This window comes from Hyphomicrobiales bacterium, assembly GCA_030688605.1.
In the GTDB taxonomy this organism is placed as follows: Bacteria; Pseudomonadota; Alphaproteobacteria; order Rhizobiales; family NORP267; genus JAUYJB01.
The window spans coordinates 1-18,413 of record JAUYJB010000137.1 but is presented as its reverse complement, the minus strand read 5'-3'; the positions used below and the strand labels follow the sequence as shown (position 1 = coordinate 18,413).

The following is an 18,413-nucleotide window of genomic DNA, read 5'->3' as shown; positions in this document are numbered from 1 at the left end:
ACGGCGCACCCGCACCACCGGGTCCTCGCGCACCGAGCTCGCATAGTAGCCGGTCCACTCGCCGAACGGCCCTTCCGGCCGCAGCTCGTGGGGCAGGATCTCGCCCTCAAGCACGATCTCGCCATGGGCCGGCATCGGCAGGCCGTGCAGTTCGCTCTCGACCACGTCGATCGGAATTCCGCGGTGGCCGCCGGAGTGGGAGAACTCGGACAGGCCGTATTCGACCTCGTTGCCGGAGGACAGGAACAGCAAGGGGTCGTGGCCGACGCTGATCAGCACCGGACAGGGCTTGTCGGCCTTGAAGTATTTCTCGCGGATCAGCCGGCCGTGCTTGCCCGGAGACATCCACAGGCCGACCGTGTTCTTGTCGTGGATCATCACCCGGTAGGTGCCGAGATTGACCCACTGCTCCTCGGGGTCGCGCATGATGACGAGGTCGCCGGTGCCGATATAGCGGCCGCCGTCGAGCTCGTGCAGATAGGGAACCGGGAATTTGAGGAGGTCGACCTCGTCGTCGCGGTCGACATTCTCGAATACCGGGCCCTTCTTGACCACGTTGGCGGGCTTGGGCTCGAACGTCTTCATGCGGTCGCGATAGGCCTGCACCACGTCCATCGGCGTCTCGGGCTCCGGCAGATTGAGGGTCAGCGCCAGGCGGCGCGCCGAGTTGGTCATGCCGGAAAGAACGCGGAAGCCCTTCGGGTAGCCGGGGATGTTGTCGAACAGGATCGCCGGCGGGTTCGCCGGGCGCGCATGGTAGATCATCTCCGCGACGGCCCCAATCTCGAGGTTCCAGTCGGCATTGTCGATCTTCTGCAATTCGCCGATGTCGTCGACCCGCTCCAGCCAGTCGCGCAGGTCCACGTGCGGCTCGCGCACGTTCGATTTTGCCGGCGGCTTCTTCGCCTGTGCGGTCATGCTTCCTCCTTGGCGCAGTCCATCTCGCCGGTCCCACGCGTCGGGCGCGCGAAAGCCGCTGCCCGGGAGACCTGGCGCTCGGCCGATTTCCGAAGGTTCGATTATCAGAGCACGCGACGCAGAACCAATGCAATCTTCGGCTAAAGGCCAAGCCCGACGCCTATGGACGCCTCCCGCTCATGGATGAACGTCTTCGGTGAACCAGTCGGTTGGCATGTCGCGCCCGACGCCCTGCTCGCGCGCCTTGCGATGGACGAGCGAGCCGACGGCGGCGAACTGATAGCCGAGCCCGAGATTGTTGATGAAACAGGTGACCTGATCGTCGTTCTGCCGCCCGTCGACCGTGCCTGCCACGAGGTCGGGCAGGGTGTCGAGGGACGCGAAATCGATTTCGTCGGCCAGCTTCCAGCCCATGCCCTTGGTGGTCTCGGCGACGGGCAGACCGCGCGTCGTGACGTGCTGCGGCGTTGCGTCGTGGGTGTGGATGAACAGCCGGTCGGCGCGACGAATGGCCGCGGGCTCGATTTCCGGCCGCTTGATCGAGCTGACATGCAGCCCCGGCGCGACCCAGCGCTCGAAGAACACGTGCTCTATGGCGCTGGTCGCGCACATCGCCACGTCGCAATCGCCGATCGCGGCTTCCGGCGAGGAGACCGGCGTCACCTCGATGCCGAGCCTCTCGCCCATCTCCTTGCAGAAGGCGGCGCGCCGCTCCGCGTTGGGGCTGTAGCAGCGCACCTTTTCGATGGGGCGGACCGCCTTGATCGCCATCAGCTGGGCGCCTGCCTGCCAGCCGCTGCCGATGAGGCCGACGCTGCGGGCATCGGCGCGGGCCAGATATTTCGCCGCCAGCCCGTTGGTGGCGCCGACGCGCATGCGCTGGAGGACGCCGTCGGGCAGGATCGCCAGCGGCTCGGAGGTCTCGGTGCTGAACAGCAGAACCAAGCCGACAAAGCGGCCGTTGGGCGCGGCCGGCACCTTGACGCGGCGCCGGCCGGTGCCGGTGTCCGGCCAAGTGACGATATCGGAGTTGATGCGCACCGCGGCGACGCCGAACTTGGGCGCGACCCCGTCCATGGTCTTGAGGCCGTAGACGGCATCCGCGCGGCCGGTCGGCGTCAGGCTGTCGCTGCGCCGCCGAGTGATGCCGCGCCCGGCGGCGAGCTCCACATAGGCGTCCTCGAGGATGGCGATGCACTCGGGCATGGAGAGCAGCGCCTCGACTTGCGGGTTGTTGAGGAGAATGGTCATGGGGCGCACCGTGAGCCTATTCGAAGAGATCCGTCACATAGGGGGTCAAAAGGCCCTCGAAGACACCCACCGTGAGGAGCTGGTCGAAGACCACGTAAAGGGTGAGCCACGTGGCCGCCGCCGAAATGATCACAAAGCGCCAGCTCGCCCCCTCGTAAAGCCGCAGGAACACGGCGACGAACAGCGGCGAAGCGATCCAGAAACCCAACAGAACATGGCTGACGACGAGCAGGACCAGATAGCCGATAAGAACGAGTTCCTGGTGCTGCTTGACGGCGGCCTCGTCCGCGTCGGCGGCAGGCTCGATTTGCGTCACCGTCTCGCCGTGGTCGACGACAGTGATTGTCTCACTGCCGGAAGGGGCGGTGATCTCGTGGACGAGCTGGATCAGCGCCAGCACGGTGCCGGGGATGCCGATCACCCACGGCAACAGCCGCGACTTGTACGGATAGGCGGCGGCCATCAGGATCATGGCGGCGAAGATCGCCAGCATGATTGCGGCCATCGCGACGCGGCCATTGATGGGGACGCGGCTGCTTAGGGACTTAATCGACATCGACGAGCCTCCTGCTGTTATGCCGCAGGAAGGAGAAGATCAGGGTGCCGAGGATGATTGCGACCAGGATCATGGAGATCGGTCTGAGCAGGAAGGACGGCCCCCACAGGGCCAGCGCCTTGTGCAAGGAATCTTCGGCGATCGGCCCGAGCACCAGCCCGATCACGAAAGGCGGGCGCGGCCATTTGAACCGCTTGAGCCCGTAGCCGAGCAGCCCGAGCAGCAGGATGATCAGCATGTTCTCCCACTGCCCGCGGCTCAGATAGCTGCCGAGCAGGGCGAGCACCAGCACGAAGGGGATCAAGAGCCCGCCGCGGACGAAGGACAGCAAGCCGACCCAGCGGGCGATGCCCAGGAACATGACCACCGCGACCAAATTGGCGACCACCAGCGCCCAGATCATCGTCCACACCAGGTCGAGATGGTTGACCATCATCAGCGGCCCCGGCTGGATGCCGAGAATGATGAAGGCGCCGAGCATGACGGCCATGCCGGAGGAGCCGGGAACGCCGAAGAACACGGTGGGCAGCAGCGCACCGCCCTCCTTCGAGTTGTTGGCCGTCTCCGGCGCGATGACGCCTTCCACCGCCCCCTTGCCGAAGCGTTCCGGCGTCTTCGAGCTCTGCACCGCGTGGCCGTAGCAGATCCACGATGCCGCATCGCCGCCGAGGCCGGGGATGACGCCGATCGCAGCCCCGATGATCGAGGTGCGGATCGTCAGCCCCCAGTGGCGGAACACATCGCCTATGCCACTGATAATGTCCCGGGTGGAATATTGCGCGGCCTTCAGGCTGACGCCCGACATCGAGCCGCCCTTGACGCCCAGCGCGATCATCTCGGGGATCGCGAACAGGGCGAGAATCGCTGTGATGATGTCGACCCCGTCCCACAGGAAGAGTTGGCCGAACGTGTAGCGGGTGATGCCGACCTGCGGGTCCATGCCGACAAAGGCGAGCATCAGGCCGAAAAAGCCGACGATCACCCCCTTGAGCAGGCTGTTGCCGCTCAACAGCGCGATGAAGGTGATGCCGAGGATGGCGAGCAGGAAGAACTCCGCCGGGCTGAAGGAGAGCACCACCGGCTCGAGCACCGGGATCAGGGCTGCCAGGAACAGGGCGCCGATGACGCCACCGACGCCGGAGGCGCCGAGGCTCGCGCCGAGCGCGCGGCCGGCTTCGCCCTTCTGGGTCATCGGCAGGCCGTCGACGATGGTCGCCGCGTCCGGTCCCGTTCCCGGAACGCCGAACAGGATGCTCGGGATCGATCCGCCGGTGTGCACAACGGAATGCATGGCCAGCAGGAACACGACGCCCGGAACCGTGTCCATCCCGAAGACGAAGGGGATGGCGAGCGCGATGGCCAGCTTGCCGCCGAGGCCAGGCACGGCGCCAAAAAACATGCCGACGGCAACGGCGATCAGCATCAGCACCCACAGATAGGCCGACGACACCAAATCGACGAACGAGGAGACGATGATCTGCAAATCCATTTCAGCACCTATTGGCCAGCGGCCATCCTGCCTGTTTCCCTCGCAAACGGGCCGCGCGCCCCGCGCCCGTCAGTTGCGGATGTCCTGCAGGAACCATGACGTTGGGATCTCCCGGCCCAGGCCGCGGGCGGCGGCGATCTCATAGACCTTGCCGGCAACGGCGTGAAACTGCGCGCCCTGGATGTTGCCGCGCTCCGAAAAAGTAATTTGTTCAGACGAGGTGCGCCCCTTGGCGGCCCCCGAGAGGAGAGCGGCGAGGCGCACGGTCCGCCCCTGCGCCTGGTTTCCATGCGCGCGCCTGGCGCCGCGGCCCCGGTCGCCCGAGCCCGCCGAATAGGTGAGATACTCGTCACTGAGCCCGAATTCGGGCAGTCCCCGAGGCGCCGGGGCGTCGCCGAGGCGCAGGGCCACGTCAATACGGGCAAAGGCGCCCGCATCGGGACGGCCGCCGATGCAGGTCACATGGGTGCCCGGCTCCAGCCAGTCGCCATACAGCACCGGTTCCTTGGCGTCGGTACAGCCGGCGACGATGTCGGCGCCGGCGCAGGCGGCTTGCGGCGTGTCGACGGGGATAGTCTCAATGCCGAGCGTTTCCTGCATTTCCTGTGCATAGGCGCGGCGATGCTCGGGGGTGGGGCTATAGACCTGAATGCGCGTGATCGGCTTGACCTGCGCGAATGCCTCGGCATGTGAACGGGCCATACCGCCGGAGCCCAGCATGCCGACGACGCGCGCGTCGCTGCGCGCCATGTGCTTGACCCCGATGGCCGAATCCGCACCGACGCGAATGTGCTGCAGATGGCCGTCATTGAGCAGCGCCAGGGGCGCGCCGTTTCGTGTGTCGAAGAGGAAGATCAGGCCGCAGAAGGTGCCGGGCTCGACGCAATATTTCTCGATCGTGCGCACGCCCGCATAGTCGGTCTCGTAGATGATGTCGGACTTCATGCGGATGGCGAAATAGCCGCCAGCCGACCCTCCCTCCATGGTCCCCCAGCGATACGTCTTACCCTCCGCGCCGGTCGGGATCTCGATGTCGATGCGCGGCCGGCAGACGCCGTCGCCGGCCGCAAGGGCGATATAGGCCTGCTCCAGAGCGTCGATGGCCTGGCCCATGTCGAGGACCTGCCGAATGTCCGTATTGTTCAAGAACAGCGTCAATTTGCCCTCTCCGGCCGAGGCCGGCGATTGTTCTGGTTGCCGGCGAAACGTCCCGGATGGGCGTCTTTCCCATCCGGGACGGAGTTTGTTTGCTCAGGTGCTCGTGCGACTACTTGCAGGATATGACGCTCGGCTCGTTCTCCTCTTGAGCCGGGTCGTAGGTGATGTCGCACATCATGCCAACCTTGAGGCTCTTGCGGTTCGACTCCTGACCGTTGATGGCAATCTTGGTACGCGACCCGCTGACCTTGGATTCGACCGTGGCGCCATCCTTGCCCTTGAAGGAGATGTTGCGGCCATCCGGTGAGACAGCCATGAGCTCGGTAGTCAGGCTGATCCCCTTTTCCTCTTCCTCCTCGCTCAGGACACCCCTGACCATGGCGATGACGTCCTCCGGCTGCTCGAGCGCTTCCTTGACCAAGCGGGCGACGTCCTCGCCGTAGAGCGGCTCGACGGGACGGTCGAGCTTGTCCGCGCGGGCAGTCAGCCCGGGGTCCTCGAGCGCGCCGCGATAGGCGGCGATCAGCACCTCGGCGCGGTCGGCCGGCACGCCGGGGGGCGCCGCGGTCAGGCGCGCAAGCTCGGCCTGCGAGGCGATGAGGGCGGCGACCGAGCGCCCTTTGCCGGCGGGCAGGTCCTCCGGCGCCTGCGCCGCTCCCGGCGGCAGGTCGGACTTCTTGCCGCCGATCTGCAGAACGATATGGCCGTAGCCGTTCTTGACGAACGGCTCCAGAGAGCTCAGCGAGCCGAGCTGGCCGCCGATCTCGCCCCGCAGCATGGCCATCTCGCCCTCCTGGCCGTTATAGCCGGGGATGAGCTTGACCTTTAGGTCGAGCGCGGAGATCAGCATCTTGGTCTCGTTATAGGAGGCGCTGCCGGGACCGGAGGCGGCGAACCTTTCTTCCCCCTTGAGGCTCATGAGATCGTCGAACGTCTTGACCGACGACTTCTGGTCCATGACCACGACGCGGGGATCGGCCGCCGCCTTGCCGATCCAGGTCATCTTGCTTAAGTCGAACTGGACGCCTTCCTGCTTCAGGAGCTGGGCATAGATCAGCCCGGTGTTGAAAGTGCCGATGGTCAATCCGTCGGGCTTGGCGGCATAGAGCTGGTTGGTGCCGATGATGTGGCCGGCGCCGGGAATGTTCTTGACGACGATCTTGGTGCCGGGAAGCTGCTTTTCCATATATTCGGCGATGAGGCGCGCATAGGTGTCGTAGCCGCCGCCGGGCGAGGTCGCGACGATATAGGTCAGCGTCTTGCCCTTGAAGAAATCCTTGGCGGACTGCGCGCCAACAGGCACGGCGCCAAGCGCGATCGCCACCACCGCGACGCCGCCGCCGCAGGCGGCGGCGAGCGCCGTTCTCCTACTCAGCATGTGCTTTTTCTCCCTTTCTCCGGTTGCATCCGTGTTCGCGGCTTGCGGGCCGCCGGCTAATGCCCGGCGCGCCCGCGATCCGCGGTCGTTCAAGGACAGGACACCAGGCTCGGCTCGTTGTCGCCGCCCGGCATGTATTCGATCTCGCAATTCATGCCCGCCTTGAGTTGATCGCGCTTGGCGTCGTTGCCTGCAATGACCACCTTGGTGCGCGAGCCGCTCACCTTCGACTTAACCGCGTTGCCGCCGGGACCCGCGAACTCGATGTCGCGGCCGTCGGGCGATACGCTCGTCAGTTCGCTGGTGACCTTGGTCGCCTTCGGCACCGCAGCTTCCGCACTCTCGATCACCCCCTTGATCAGGGCGACCATCTCTGGCGGCTGGTCCAGCGCCTCGACGATGCGCTGCTTCACGTCGTCGCCATAGAGCGGCTCGATCGGCAGCTCGAGCTTCCCTGCATCCTTCAGCAGCGCGGGGTCTTCGAGCGTCGCCTTGTAGGCGGCGACGAGGAATTTGGCGCGGTCCTCCGGCACGCCCGGAGGTGCCGCGGTAAGCCGCGAAAGCTCGGCCTGGGACGCGATCAGAGCGGCGATCGAACGCCCCGCCGGGTCCTTGATGGCATCTTTGGCCTGCGGCGTGTCAGGATATTCGGCCGGTGGCGTGCTGCCGATCTGCAACAGCAGGCGGCCATAGCCGTTCTTGACGAAAGGCAGAAACGAGCTCAGCGAGCCCATGGACCCGTCCAATTCGCCACGCAGGATCGCCATTTCGTCCTCGCGGCCGCTATAGCCGGGGATATACTCGATATTGAGCTTGAGCGCCTCGATCAGCATCTTGATCTCGTTGTAGGAGGCGCTGCCGGGTCCGGCCCCGCCGAACTTGACCGGCTCCTTGGCGGCGCGCAGATCGTCGAATGACTTAATCGGCGATTTGGCGGAGACCATGATGACGCGGCCATCGGCGGCCGCCTTGCCGATCCAGGTCAGTTTCGCAAGGTCGAAGCGAATGCCCTCCTGCTTGAGCAGCTGGGCGTAGACCAGCCCGGTGTTGAACGTACCGATGGTCAGGCCGTCGGGCTTGGCGGCGTAAAGCTGGTTGGTGCCGATGATGTGGCCGGCGCCGGGCACGTTCTTGACCACCACGGTGGCGCCTGGCAGATGATTCTCCATGTGCTTGGCGATGAGGCGCGCATAGGTGTCGTAACCACCTCCGGGCGAGGTCGAGACGATATAGGTGATCGTCTTGCCCTTGAAGAACTCCTCGGCGGTCTGCGCCGACGCACCGCTCGCGAGCCCCACCATCGCGATGCCGATTGCGATGCCGGCCAGTCCGCAGACCGGCCGCTGGATTTTCCGTCTCATATCTTCCTCCCTGCAACTGCCGTACACGTGCTTCCCGGACGCTCTTGCGGCTGTTGCTGCTTTTCGCCGGGATGAAATTGCCGGCCGATTTGCCTTTCCTCTTGCCTTGCCAAAACCTCCATCTTGCCGACACATTTCGCCGCGCTGGCAAGGCCGCGGCGGCCGGGCCTTCAGCCTGTATGGGATTTCGCTTTCTCCAACTGCTCGAACCAGCCGAACCCCATCTCCCTCAAGATGCGGTTGGACATAACGATGATCCGCGCCTCGTTTTTCGGATCGCCGTTGAAATGCTGATGGATCGAATAGGGCGGAATATAGACGAAATCGCCCGTTTTCCATTCGAACTTGAGTGGCTCGGCTTCCCAGTCCCAGAGGAACTCCTCCTCGCAGTCGAACTTCACGTCCCAGTGCAGGTCGTAGCCGCGGCCCTCGACGACGTAGAACACCTCTTCGGCGAGGTGGCGGTGCTTGCCTGTGGCCTCGCCGGGCGGAATGAACTGCATGTAGATTTCCATGCAGCATTCCACGGTGTTCATCTTCTCATGCACCAGATGCTTGATGCGGCCGTCGGGTGAATCCTCCCACGGCATTTCGGCCGCCTTCATGACATTGACGAGGCGGGTCGGGTAGTCCTCGCGGAAGCGGGCCGATTCCTCTAGCGCCTCGGCATAGTAGCGGGCTTTGGCGTCGCCCGATCGGGCGGTTGCGTTTTCGTCTGTCAACGCGGCGTCCTCATCGGCTTGTTGCCTAAAGCTTTTCCGGCGGGCGATAGTCGTCCTGCCCCGGCGCCGGCACCTTGGGCGGATATTCGACCACCTTCTGGAAAATCATGTGCATGAACAGGAACAGCGGCTTGGCCTTCATGATCAGCACCACCAGCTCTTCCTCCGGATCGGCATTGAAATGCTGGTGGACACAGGCGTTCTCGACCAGCATCAGATCGCCGGCCTCATAGTCGATGCGGCGGCCGTCGTGAATGTCGTAGCCGCGGCCCTTGAGCACGTAGAAGCAGGCGGAATTCATGTGGCCGTGCTTCTGGCCATGACCGCCCGGCGCGATGGCGTCGAGGTGACATTCGATGGATTGGGAAACCTTGACCGCCTGCGGGTTGATGATCTTCTTGCCGAAATTCTGCGGCCCGCCCTTCCACTTCCAGTCGTTGGAGGGGTAAACGCGCGGCTGGTCGAGCAGTTCGCGCACCAGCTCGCCATAGGTGCCCTCAAGGGCGCGCACGAAGGTCCGCTTCTTCTGCCAGCGCTCCCAGACCGCGGCCTCCGGCTCGTTGTGGCCGTGCTCAGGCGCTTCGCGCTTGCTCATGTCAGGCTCGCCTTCCTCGTGCATGGAGGCTCCCTTTACCGCAACAAAATAACCTTGGCCGGCCACCGCCGCGGCCGCCCATGCCACAATCATTGGACTGGCAGCCAGCGTACCAACCGCTCCCGGGCGGCGCAAAAGCAATAACGAAATGGCTATTGTACCAATCCGCTATCGCTGGCCGCGATCCCGGCATCGGGGCCGCCATGCCACGATCGTGCCGATCGCCGATAAGATTATGGCAGGCGGCAGTCTGAACCCGCCGGTCGGCATTGGCAAGATGAAGACCGGACGGCGCTGTGATAGGCTCGAAAAGGTCGAATCGGGAGGTGTTCATGGGTCGGATGCGCATCTTATGGGGCTTGGCGGCGATGGGGGCGGCGCTGACTGTGTCCGGCGGGGCGCGGGCCGATGCGATCGACGGCAATTGGTGCTCGGCCGATCATCGGCACTTCGCAATCGCCGGGCCACGCATCACCACCCCGGGCGGGGCGCAGATTGTCGGCCGCTACGACCGGCATGGCTTCCTTTATAGAGTGCCGGAGGGCGAGCCGCACGCCGGCGCCCAGGTGGTCATGGATCTGATGAACGAGCAGACGGTTCATCTGCACATGCGCGGGGCGGAGTTCGGCGACAAGCCGAGCGAGCTCGAAGTGTGGAAGCGCTGCGAGGTGATCAGCTAGATCGGCTCCGGGCCGCCGGCCTCGAAACCAGCCGGGATTCACGTTACAAGGGCGGCGCCGTCGCGGTGGGCGGAAGGTCGCGGCTGCGGCGAAGACATCCGTTCGGGAGACATCATGAAACTTGAAAGCTACGTTGAAGGACGCTGGCAGGCGGGCGCGGCCGAGGGGCGTCCGCTGGTCGACCCGGTCAATGGCGAGGTGCTGGGCCATGTGGACGCCACCGGCATCGACGGTGCGGCGGCGCTCGCCCATGCGCGCGACGTCGGCGGGCCGGCGCTGCGCGCCCTGACATTCGCAGAGCGCGGGGGGCTGCTGCGCGCTATCGCCGACACGCTCACCGCCAACCGCGAGGCCTATGGCGAGATCGCGCGGCGCAATTCCGGCAGCACGGCGCTGGACGCCTCGGTCGACATCGATGGCGGCATCGTCACCCTCAAGGTCTATGCCCGCTACGGCAAGGATCTCGGCGACAAGCGCATGGTGGTCGAGCCGGGATCGGTGCAGCTTGCCAAGGAGGACGTGTTCCGCGCCCGCCATTTCTGGACCACGCTTCCGGGCGCAGCGCTTCATATCAACGCCTTCAATTTTCCCTCCTGGGGCCTGTGGGAGAAGGTCTCGGTGGCGTTTCTGGCCGGCGTGCCGGCGGTTGCCAAGCCGGCCAGCGCCACCGCCTGGCTCGCTCATCAGATGGTGCGCGACGTCGTCGCCGCCGGCATCCTGCCTGAAGGCGCGCTGTCAATCGTTTGTGGCTCCGGCGAGGGTCTGCTCGACGGGCTGCGGCCGAACGATGCGCTGTCCTTCACCGGCTCGGCCGACACCGCGCTGACGCTGCGCACGCACCGGAACGTTCTTGCTTCCGCCCCGCGCATCAACATCGAGGCCGACAGCATTAACGCCACCATCCTCGGCCCCGACGCGAAGCCGGGCGATCCCGTGTTCGATCTCCTGGTGCGCGAGGTGATGAATGGTTTCACGATCAAGGCCGGGCAGATGTGCACCAATATCCGCCGCATCCTGGTTCCCGCCGAGCGCCTGGGCGCGGTGCGCGACGCGCTCGCCGAGAAGATGGCCAAGGTCAAGGTCGGCGACCCCGCCGGCGAGAGCGTGCGCATGGGCCCGCTGGTCTCCAAGAGCCAGCAGGCGGCGGCGTTTTCCGGGATCGAGGCGCTCAAGGCGGATGCCAAGATCGTCTCCGGCGGCGGAGTTCCCGACGCGCTTGCCGGCGGCGACCGGGACAAGGGCGCCTTCCTTGCCCCGACGCTGCTCGAATGCGCTGACCCGGACAAGGGCAAGGCGGTGCATGAAATCGAGGTGTTCGGCCCGGCGGCGACGCTGATGCCCTATCGCGACGGCAGCCACGCGGCACAGCTCGCCAATCGCGGCGGCGGCTCGCTGGCGGTCAGCCTGTTCTCCGACGATGCCGATTTCACCGTCGCGACGGTGGCCGCCATCGCGCCGGCGCATGGCCGCATCATGACCGTCGATGAGACCGTGGGGAAGAACCACACCGGCCACCAGATGGCGCTCGCCCATTGCGTGCATGGCGGGCCGGGACGGGCCGGCGGCGGCGAGGAACTCGGCGGGCTCAGGGGCCTGCGCTTCTACATGCAACGCTCGGCCGTGCAGGGCGATCCGGCGCTCATCGACCGGCTGGCGGCGGAATCCATCGAAGCGGCGCTGTGAGGTCGAAGGACTGTCAGGCGAGAAAGGCGTCGTAGACGCCGAGGATCTCCGCCGATTCGAAATGCAAAAAATGCCCGACCTCCGGGATGATCCGCACCTCGCAGTCGCGGATCAGACTGGCGGCAAGCGCGGCATCCTCGGCGTCGAGAATGGCATCCTTCTCGCCGTTGACGATGAGCGTCTTGGCCCGGATTTTTTTCAGGTCGGCGAAGCGCTTGATGTCCGACGCGCTCTCGACGAAATCGACATGGGCATAGAAAGCCAAGCATTTGTCGCGGTTCATGGTGCGGAACTGGTCGATGATGCGGCGCTTGTAGGAGTCGGGAATATCCTGGCCGAAGCGGTCGATGATCAACCTGCCGACATCCTCCGGGCGGTTCTCGTTGTAGAGACGCTTTCCTTCGCGAATAAGCTCGCTCATTGCCCGGGTCGGTTTGACGCCGAACCCGCCCAAGATGATCTTTTCTGCGGCGTCCGGGTGGCGCGCGGCATAGATGGCGGCGACGATGGTGCCCCAGGAGGCGGCCGCGATGTGCACCGGCCCGTTATGCTTCGTGGTCTCGATGACGCGGGAAAGCGCGGAGACCTGCTCGTCCAGCGATATGGCCGCGGGGCCGTATAGAGTCTCGGATCGGCCCTGGCCGGGCAGATCGAACACGACGACGGTGAAGTCGCGACAGAAATAGGCGACGAACGACTTCCATACCGCCATCGTCTGCTGCGCACCGCTGACACAGACGATGGTTTTCGGCGCTTCGCCGTAGGTCCGGTAGGGAACAACGAACCGGCCGTCCCTGATTTCGCCTTTTCGGATCCTCACGCAGCTGCTCTCGAATGGGGGGCCGGCACGGCACCTCCCGGGTCGATCGGACAAAAGCGCACGTGGGGAACAACTCGGCCCGAGCGAACACTTTCCCGCGGCGACGGCAATGGATTGATTGAACCAGATTTCCCCAATGCCCCTTCGGTTCAAGATATCAGACTAAACTTTTGACCCGTTGCGTCAATCCGGCCAATTGACGCCTCAATCGCGCGCCATCGAGCCGCTGCCGTCACTGCTCGTCGATCTCGGTGATGTCCATGACGATTGGGGCATGATGGTGGACGGTGTGGGCGCCGAAGGGGCTGCCGCGCACCAGCACGGTCTTGCCGACGAAACGGTCGATCTCGGCATGCACCGCCTCGTTGCTGGAATAGAGATGAATGGTGTCGGCGGTTTCGACGCGGAATTCGGGATCCGGGTCGTCGAGGCAGATGGGCACCGGCAGGCTCAGGACATAGGCGCTTTCGGGCCGGCCCGCGGCGTCCTGGAATTGGCCGATGTCGAGCCGGCCTTCGGCAGTCTCATCATCGGCATTGGCCTGCATGCAACCGTCTGCTGCCGCGGCGGGCGCCGCGAACAGCAAAGCGGTGATGACGGCACAAGTCCAATAACGTCTCATGGCGTAAGTCCTAAACCGAAATCCATCTGATCCGAATCGGATTTCGGCCCTATCTATTTGGTTGAGCATGTTCGTCTCGCAAAACCGGTTCCCGCTCCTTGCGGAACTTGCTCTAGATCTTGAATTCCTCCAGCGTTGCCGGGTGGAACAGATCCTCGATCTTTAGCTTGCGCTGCGACAGGCCCTGGGCATGATGGTGGCGCAGGAAGGCGTTGAGCGTGACCGCGTTCTGCCGCGCGCCGTAGGTCCAGAAGTCGCGCCCCATCTGCGCCTGCGTCCGCTCGAGCTGTTCGGCGGCAAAAGGCAGCATCACCTTTGAGGCGCTCAAATCCTCAAGTTTTTCCAAACCGATCCGCTTGGCCCCGATCAGCGCCTTCAGAACGGCGGCGGGAAGCCAGGGATGGGCCTCGGCGAGGCTCCGGCGCACGCCGATGAGATGCATGATCGGAAAGATCCCGGTGCGGTCGTAATAGTCGCGTGCGGCGGCTTCGGAGTCCGGGAACAGGCGGCCGACGTGAGGATGCTTCTCGCGGTAGCAGGACGGCGCGCGCGGTCCCATCATCGCGTCGATCTCGCCTGCGGCGAGCAAGCCTGCGAGCGTCGCTTCTGCCGGCGCGTCCTCAAGTCGCACATTCTTGGGTAGGTCGACGGCGATCTTCTCGATGCGTCCCGGCTCCTCTATGCCGGCGCGCACCCAGACCATGTCGGCGGGCTTGACGCCGTAATCGTCCTCGAGCAGCGCGCGGGCCCAGACGTTGGCGGTGAGCTGGTATTCCGGCAGGCCCATGCGCTTGCCCTTCAGGTCTTCCGGCGTGCTGACCCGGTCGGTGCGGACATAGATCGAGGTGTGGCGGAAGGCGCGGGAGAGAAACGCCGGCACGCCGACATAAGGACAGTCGCCGCGTGCCGTCCGCACCGTGAAGCTCGACAGCGACAATTCGCAGATGTCGAACTCCTCGTTGCGCAAGGCGCGGAAGAAGATCTCCTCCGGGCCCAGCGGCATGACCACCGGATCGACCCCGTCAATGCCGACGGTGCCGTCGATCAGGGCGCGCGTGCGGTCATAGTCACCGATCGCGACCGAAAGCCGCAACTTGCTCATATCGATGCTCTCTCCCGTCTTTGCATGAGGCCCCTCCTGTGGCGCAAATCGGCCGCTGCCGCAAGATTGATTTGGCCGTGGCGAACCCTTATTTCTTGCCTGACCGGCCACATGTTCCAGTTCCAGCCGCACGATCGAGACGAGGGGTTTTTTTGGGCGATGAGTTACCGCACGCTGGGTCAGTCTTGCCTGAGGGACGAGGACGAGCGTCTGATCACCGGCGCCGGCCAGTTCACCGACGATGCGCATCTAGAAGGCGAGACCTGGCTTGCGGTCGTCCGTTCGCCGGTCGCCGCGGCAACGATCACGGTGCTCGATATCGGCGAGGCGAAAGCCATGCCCGGCGTCGTGGCGGTGCTGACGCAAAGCGATGTGGAGGCGGACGGGATCGGCGAGATTCAGCCGCGGACCCGATATGGCCGTCCCGGCGGCCGCGACATGGCCGAGACCCGCTACACGCTGCTCGCCAAGGACCGGGTCCGCCATATCGGCGAGCCGGTGGCGGTCGTCGTCGCGGAAAGCCGCGCCGAGGCCGAGGACGCCGCCGAGGCGGTGATGGTCGACTACGACATCCTGCCGGCGGTGTGCGACGCCGCCAAGGCGGTGAAGCCGGGCGCGCCGGCGCTGTGGCCGGACGCGCCGGACAACATCGCCTTCGTCTTCGAGCGCGGCGACCGCGCGGCGGTGGAGCAGGCGTTCGCCGGCGCCGATCACGTAACCCGTCTCGATTTCCGCGTCACCCGTGCCTCGGCCAATCCGATGGAGTCGCGCGCGGCGCTCGCCCTGCATGATGAAAAGACCGGCCGCTCGACCCTGTGGGTCGGTACCTCGCAATTGCACCGGCTGCGCCACGCGCTCGCCGACAACATTTTCGGCGTCGACGACAAAGAGTTGCATCTGGTCTCGCCGGACATCGGCGGCAGCTTCGGCATGAAGAGCGCGGCGAGCCGCGAGGTGGCCCTGACCCTGTGGGCGGCGCGCAGGCTCAGGCGGCCGGTGCGCTGGACGGCGACGCGTTCGGAATCCTTCCTCTCCGACTATCACGCCCGCGACAATGTCTCGACCATCGAGCTGGCCCTCGACGAGCAAGGCCATTTCCTAGCCTTGAAGCTCAGGACGCTGGTGGGCCTCGGCGCCTATGTCGGCCCCAATTCGGCGGGCCCGCCGACCAATCACGTCGGAAGTCTCGCCGGCGTCTACCGCACCCCGTACATCTTTGCCGAGGTGACAGGCGTGCTGATCAACGCCCAGCCGACCGCACCTTATCGCGGTGCGGGGCGGCCGGAGGCGATCTACGCCATCGAACGGGTCATCGACGTCGCCGCCGCCGAGCTTGGCATCGACCGCTTCGAATTGCGCCGGCGCAACCTCATTCAGCCGGACGAGATGCCGTTCAAGACCGGGCTGACCTTCACCTACGATTCCGGCGATTTCCCGCGCAGCATGAAAATGGCCGAGGAAGCCGCCGACGTCGCCGGCTTTGCCGCGAGGCGGGCCGAGGCCAAGACGCGCGGCAAGCTGCTCGGACTCGGGGTCGCCAACGCCATCGAGATCGCCGGGGCGCCGGTCAACAAGCCGCTCGGCGAATTCGCGGAGACGAAATTCGACGCGGACGGGAACCTCACGCTTTTCTCCGGCTCGCGCGAGGTCGGCACCGGCCATGCGACCGTCTTTCGGCAGATCCTGGGTGAGCTCCTGGGCCTGAGCGCCGAGCGGATCAAGATCGTCCAGGAGGATACGGACCAGGTCGCGAGCGGCGTCGGCACCTTCGGCTCGCGCACGCTCCTCAATGCCGGCGCGGTGTTCGGCAAGATTGCCGATGAACTCATCGCGCGCGGACTTGCGCTGGCGGCCAAGCATCTGGAGGCGGGCGAGGCCGACCTCGAATTCTCCGACAGCGCATTCCGCGTCAAGGGCACCGACCGGGCGATCGGCCTGCACGAGCTTGCCGCCAAGGAGCAAGGTGCCTTCGACATGGCACTCGAGGCCGGCGCCGACGGGCCGACCTTCCCCAATGGCTGCCACGTCTGCGAGGCCGAGATTGACCCGGAGACCGGCGCGGTCGCGATCACCCGCTACACGGTGGTCGACGATGTCGGCACGGTCGTCAACCCGATCCTTCTCAAGGGGCAGATCCATGGCGGCGTCGTCCAGGGGCTGGGCCAGGCCCTCGGCGAACGCATCGTCTACGAGGAGGAGACCGGGCAGTTGCTGTCAGGCTCGTTCACGGACTATCCGATGCCGCACGCCGACGAAGTGCCGATGATCGAGGTCAAGTCGAACCCGGTGCCGGCCAAGACCAACGCCCTCGGCATCAAGGGCGCAGGCGAAGCCGGCACCGTCGGCGCGCTGCCGGCGGTGATGAGCGCGGTGATCGACGCGCTTTCGGAATACGGCATCCGTCATCTCGACATGCCGGCGACGCCCGAGCGGGTGTGGCGGGCGATCCAGGACGCCAAGGCGAAATGACGCCCTATCCGCCCTTCTTGCCGAACCGGGGCTTGACCACTCGCTCGAATTGCAGGGGCACCACGGTCAGCGCGAACAGGATGCGCAGGATGTGGTGGACCGAGACGAAGGGCACGCTCAAGCCGAGCGACAGAGCGATCAGGCTCATCTCCACCAGTCCACCCGGCGAGAAGGCGAGGATGAGGGCGGCAAAGCTCGCATCCGAATAGTTGCGCAGCACGGCCGCAAAGCCGCAGGCGATCGTCAGCATGACCGCCATGCCCAGCCCGGACAGCGCAAAGGCGCGCAGCGTATCGCGTCCCGACAGACCCACCGACCGCACGCCGAGAGTCGTTCCGACGATGAGTTGGGTGAGGTTGACGAGCAGGGTGGGCGGCGTGGCGGCCGTCAGCCCGGCGACGTGCACGGCGGCCGAGACCAGCACCGGCCCGGAGAAGAGCGGGGCCGGGAGGCGCAGCCACCGGCCGACGATCACGCCGGCAAAGCCGGCGAGGATGAGGATCAGCGCGTCGACGAGCGTGAGCGACCCGCCGCCCCTGTCGAGCGTGACCCCGGCCGCGCTGCCGACCACTTCGCCGAGCGCCAGCGAGAAGCCGATGGGAATCACGAACACCGCGATCAGGATGCGCGAGAAATGCTGGGCGGCGATAATCCCGGTATTGGCCCCCGCTGCGCCGCCGAGGATGATCGACTCAACGAAGCCGCCGGGCGCCGCCGCATAGAACGCGGTCGCCGCGTCGTAGCCGCCGAGCCGGCGATAGAGGAAGAACACGCACCAGTGGGCGACGAGCAGGAACAAGGCCAGCCCGAGCGCGCTCGGCCACCAGCCGACGATGCCGAGAACCAGGTCCATGGTGAAGGCACCGCCGATCATCACGCCGAGCACGGGAATGAAGACCGCGCGCGAGGCCTCCGGCCATTGCGGCGGCGAACCGAACAATTTGAGCCCACCCATGGCCACGGCGCAGATCACGATCATCGGCCCAAGCAGCCAGGGCAGGGGCATGCCGATCAGATTGCCGCCGACGCCGCCGACGCAGGCCAAGGCCAGGGTCGCGAGCATCGCCTTCAGGTTGGTGCCGGGCGGGAGCAGTCGTCGGACGGACAGCTTCATTCGGGATTCTTGGGATTGCGCGATCGCGCGCCTACCGGGAACGCAAAGCCTTTTAGGGTGGATGGAGGCGATCCGCAATCCGCCATTAGCCGCATAAGCGGCCGTAAACCTCGTTGCGCAAAGCCGGCTGGCGCCATCGGATCGAGATGCTAGAGTGCGACTTGTGCATCCGGGGAGGGATGGTCGGAAGGCTTCAGGGGCATGGCAGACCGCGCGGGGCCGCACATTTTCGTCGCGACGCTGGTCGCGCTCGCCGTCGGCTTCGGTCCGGCCGCTCTCCCGGCGTTCGCCCAATCGAACCCGCCCGCAGAAGGCGCCCAGCCCAACGCCGTCGATGCCGAGTTCTGGGACAAGGTCAAGGACAGCGACGATCCGCTGCTCCTGGAAATGTATATCCGCGCCTTTCCTACCGGCGCGTTCGTGCCGCTTGCCCATGCGCGCATCAAGGCCCTGCGCGCGGGCGCCGACACCGGGGCCAAGCCGGCCCCGCCGCCG

At 65.6% G+C, this 18,413-nt stretch carries 17 protein-coding genes; 4 read left to right on the top strand and 13 right to left on the bottom strand.

Features of this window, described 5'->3' with window-relative positions; all coding sequences use genetic code 11:
- The 9 genes from Q8P46_14790 to Q8P46_14750 form a co-directional block, all read right to left on the bottom strand.
- Positions 1-918 (bottom strand): UbiD family decarboxylase (locus Q8P46_14790; protein MDP2621414.1); only part of this gene is annotated, 918 nt, incomplete at its 3' end.
- 177 nt (positions 919-1,095) lie between these two features.
- Positions 1,096-2,169, bottom strand: coding sequence for an ornithine cyclodeaminase family protein (locus Q8P46_14785; protein ID MDP2621413.1), 1,074 nt, complete (start codon positions 2,167-2,169; stop codon positions 1,096-1,098).
- A 16-nt stretch (positions 2,170-2,185) separates the two neighbouring features.
- Positions 2,186-2,725, bottom strand: a complete 540-nt coding sequence (locus Q8P46_14780; GenBank protein ID MDP2621412.1) for a tripartite tricarboxylate transporter TctB family protein — start codon at positions 2,723-2,725, stop codon at positions 2,186-2,188.
- Complete coding sequence (locus tag Q8P46_14775; protein MDP2621411.1) at positions 2,715-4,214, bottom strand: tripartite tricarboxylate transporter permease; 1,500 nt, start codon at positions 4,212-4,214, stop codon at positions 2,715-2,717. Before Q8P46_14775 ends, Q8P46_14780 begins: the two co-directional genes overlap by 11 nt.
- Positions 4,215-4,283: 69 nt before the next feature.
- Positions 4,284-5,372, bottom strand: a complete 1,089-nt coding sequence (locus Q8P46_14770) for an ornithine cyclodeaminase family protein (GenBank protein MDP2621410.1) — start codon at positions 5,370-5,372, stop codon at positions 4,284-4,286.
- A gap of 109 nt (positions 5,373-5,481) precedes the next feature.
- A complete protein-coding gene (locus tag Q8P46_14765) occupies positions 5,482-6,750 on the bottom strand; it encodes a tripartite tricarboxylate transporter substrate-binding protein (protein ID MDP2621409.1) in 1,269 nt (422 codons plus the stop codon).
- Positions 6,751-6,839: 89 nt separating this feature from the next.
- Positions 6,840-8,111, bottom strand: coding sequence for a tripartite tricarboxylate transporter substrate-binding protein (locus Q8P46_14760; protein MDP2621408.1), 1,272 nt, complete (start codon positions 8,109-8,111; stop codon positions 6,840-6,842).
- Between the two features lie 170 nt (positions 8,112-8,281).
- Positions 8,282-8,833 carry a cupin domain-containing protein gene (locus Q8P46_14755; protein ID MDP2621407.1) on the bottom strand — a complete coding sequence of 184 codons (552 nt, stop codon included), beginning with the start codon at positions 8,831-8,833 and terminating at the stop codon, positions 8,282-8,284.
- A gap of 25 nt (positions 8,834-8,858) precedes the next feature.
- On the bottom strand, positions 8,859-9,428 hold the full coding sequence (locus Q8P46_14750) for a cupin domain-containing protein (GenBank protein ID MDP2621406.1): 570 nt from the start codon (positions 9,426-9,428) through the stop codon (positions 8,859-8,861).
- 332 nt (positions 9,429-9,760) lie between these two features.
- On the opposite strand from Q8P46_14750, the gene Q8P46_14745 reads away from it, so the two are divergent.
- Together Q8P46_14745 and Q8P46_14740 are read left to right on the top strand one after the other, a co-directional pair.
- Positions 9,761-10,108, top strand: a complete 348-nt coding sequence (locus Q8P46_14745; protein MDP2621405.1) for a hypothetical protein — start codon at positions 9,761-9,763, stop codon at positions 10,106-10,108.
- Positions 10,109-10,222: 114 nt separating this feature from the next.
- Complete coding sequence (locus Q8P46_14740; protein ID MDP2621404.1) at positions 10,223-11,791, top strand: 3,4-dehydroadipyl-CoA semialdehyde dehydrogenase; 1,569 nt, start codon at positions 10,223-10,225, stop codon at positions 11,789-11,791.
- Positions 11,792-11,804: 13 nt separating this feature from the next.
- On the opposite strand, the gene Q8P46_14735 is transcribed toward Q8P46_14740, so the two are convergent.
- The 3 genes from Q8P46_14735 to Q8P46_14725 all read right to left on the bottom strand — a co-directional run bounded on the left by Q8P46_14735 (position 11,805) and on the right by Q8P46_14725 (position 14,335).
- Positions 11,805-12,611 (bottom strand): alpha/beta hydrolase, encoded by an 807-nt coding sequence (locus Q8P46_14735; GenBank protein MDP2621403.1) that lies wholly within the window; start codon positions 12,609-12,611, stop codon positions 11,805-11,807.
- Positions 12,612-12,843: 232 nt separating this feature from the next.
- Positions 12,844-13,233 carry a DUF4431 domain-containing protein gene (locus tag Q8P46_14730; protein MDP2621402.1) on the bottom strand — a complete coding sequence of 130 codons (390 nt, stop codon included), beginning with the start codon at positions 13,231-13,233 and terminating at the stop codon, positions 12,844-12,846.
- Between the two features lie 112 nt (positions 13,234-13,345).
- On the bottom strand, positions 13,346-14,335 hold the full coding sequence (locus Q8P46_14725; protein MDP2621401.1) for an ABC transporter substrate-binding protein: 990 nt from the start codon (positions 14,333-14,335) through the stop codon (positions 13,346-13,348).
- Positions 14,336-14,494: 159 nt separating this feature from the next.
- Between Q8P46_14725 and Q8P46_14720 the strand changes: the two genes are divergently transcribed.
- Positions 14,495-16,804: a xanthine dehydrogenase family protein molybdopterin-binding subunit gene (locus tag Q8P46_14720; protein MDP2621400.1), complete on the top strand. Its 2,310-nt coding sequence runs from the start codon at positions 14,495-14,497 to the stop codon at positions 16,802-16,804.
- A 4-nt stretch (positions 16,805-16,808) separates the two neighbouring features.
- Here the strand turns inward: Q8P46_14720 and Q8P46_14715 are convergent, their stop codons facing one another.
- Positions 16,809-17,918, bottom strand: coding sequence for an AbrB family transcriptional regulator (locus Q8P46_14715; protein MDP2621399.1), 1,110 nt, complete (start codon positions 17,916-17,918; stop codon positions 16,809-16,811).
- Positions 17,919-18,119: 201 nt separating this feature from the next.
- Here Q8P46_14715 and Q8P46_14710 point away from each other — a divergent pair.
- Positions 18,120-18,413: hypothetical protein (locus tag Q8P46_14710; GenBank protein ID MDP2621398.1), on the top strand; the 294-nt coding region annotated here is incomplete at its 3' end.

Excerpts from the sequence above, each read along its gene's own strand:
- Q8P46_14720 (MDP2621400.1), top strand. The coding sequence starts at position 14,495 with ATGAGTTACCGCACGCTGGGTCAGTCTTGCCTGAGGGACGAGGACGAG.
- Q8P46_14750 (MDP2621406.1), bottom strand. The coding sequence starts at position 9,428 with ATGAGCAAGCGCGAAGCGCCTGAGCACGGCCACAACGAGCCGGAGGCC.
- Q8P46_14760 (MDP2621408.1), bottom strand. The coding sequence starts at position 8,111 with ATGAGACGGAAAATCCAGCGGCCGGTCTGCGGACTGGCCGGCATCGCA.
- Q8P46_14775 (MDP2621411.1), bottom strand. The coding sequence starts at position 4,214 with ATGGATTTGCAGATCATCGTCTCCTCGTTCGTCGATTTGGTGTCGTCG.
- Q8P46_14730 (MDP2621402.1), bottom strand. The coding sequence starts at position 13,233 with ATGAGACGTTATTGGACTTGTGCCGTCATCACCGCTTTGCTGTTCGCG.
- Q8P46_14745 (MDP2621405.1), top strand. The coding sequence starts at position 9,761 with ATGGGTCGGATGCGCATCTTATGGGGCTTGGCGGCGATGGGGGCGGCG.
- Q8P46_14780 (MDP2621412.1), bottom strand. The coding sequence starts at position 2,725 with ATGTCGATTAAGTCCCTAAGCAGCCGCGTCCCCATCAATGGCCGCGTC.
- Q8P46_14765 (MDP2621409.1), bottom strand. The coding sequence starts at position 6,750 with ATGCTGAGTAGGAGAACGGCGCTCGCCGCCGCCTGCGGCGGCGGCGTC.
- Q8P46_14740 (MDP2621404.1), top strand. The coding sequence starts at position 10,223 with ATGAAACTTGAAAGCTACGTTGAAGGACGCTGGCAGGCGGGCGCGGCC.
- Q8P46_14725 (MDP2621401.1), bottom strand. The coding sequence starts at position 14,335 with ATGAGCAAGTTGCGGCTTTCGGTCGCGATCGGTGACTATGACCGCACG.
- Q8P46_14785 (MDP2621413.1), bottom strand. The coding sequence starts at position 2,169 with ATGACCATTCTCCTCAACAACCCGCAAGTCGAGGCGCTGCTCTCCATG.
- Q8P46_14715 (MDP2621399.1), bottom strand. The coding sequence starts at position 17,918 with ATGAAGCTGTCCGTCCGACGACTGCTCCCGCCCGGCACCAACCTGAAG.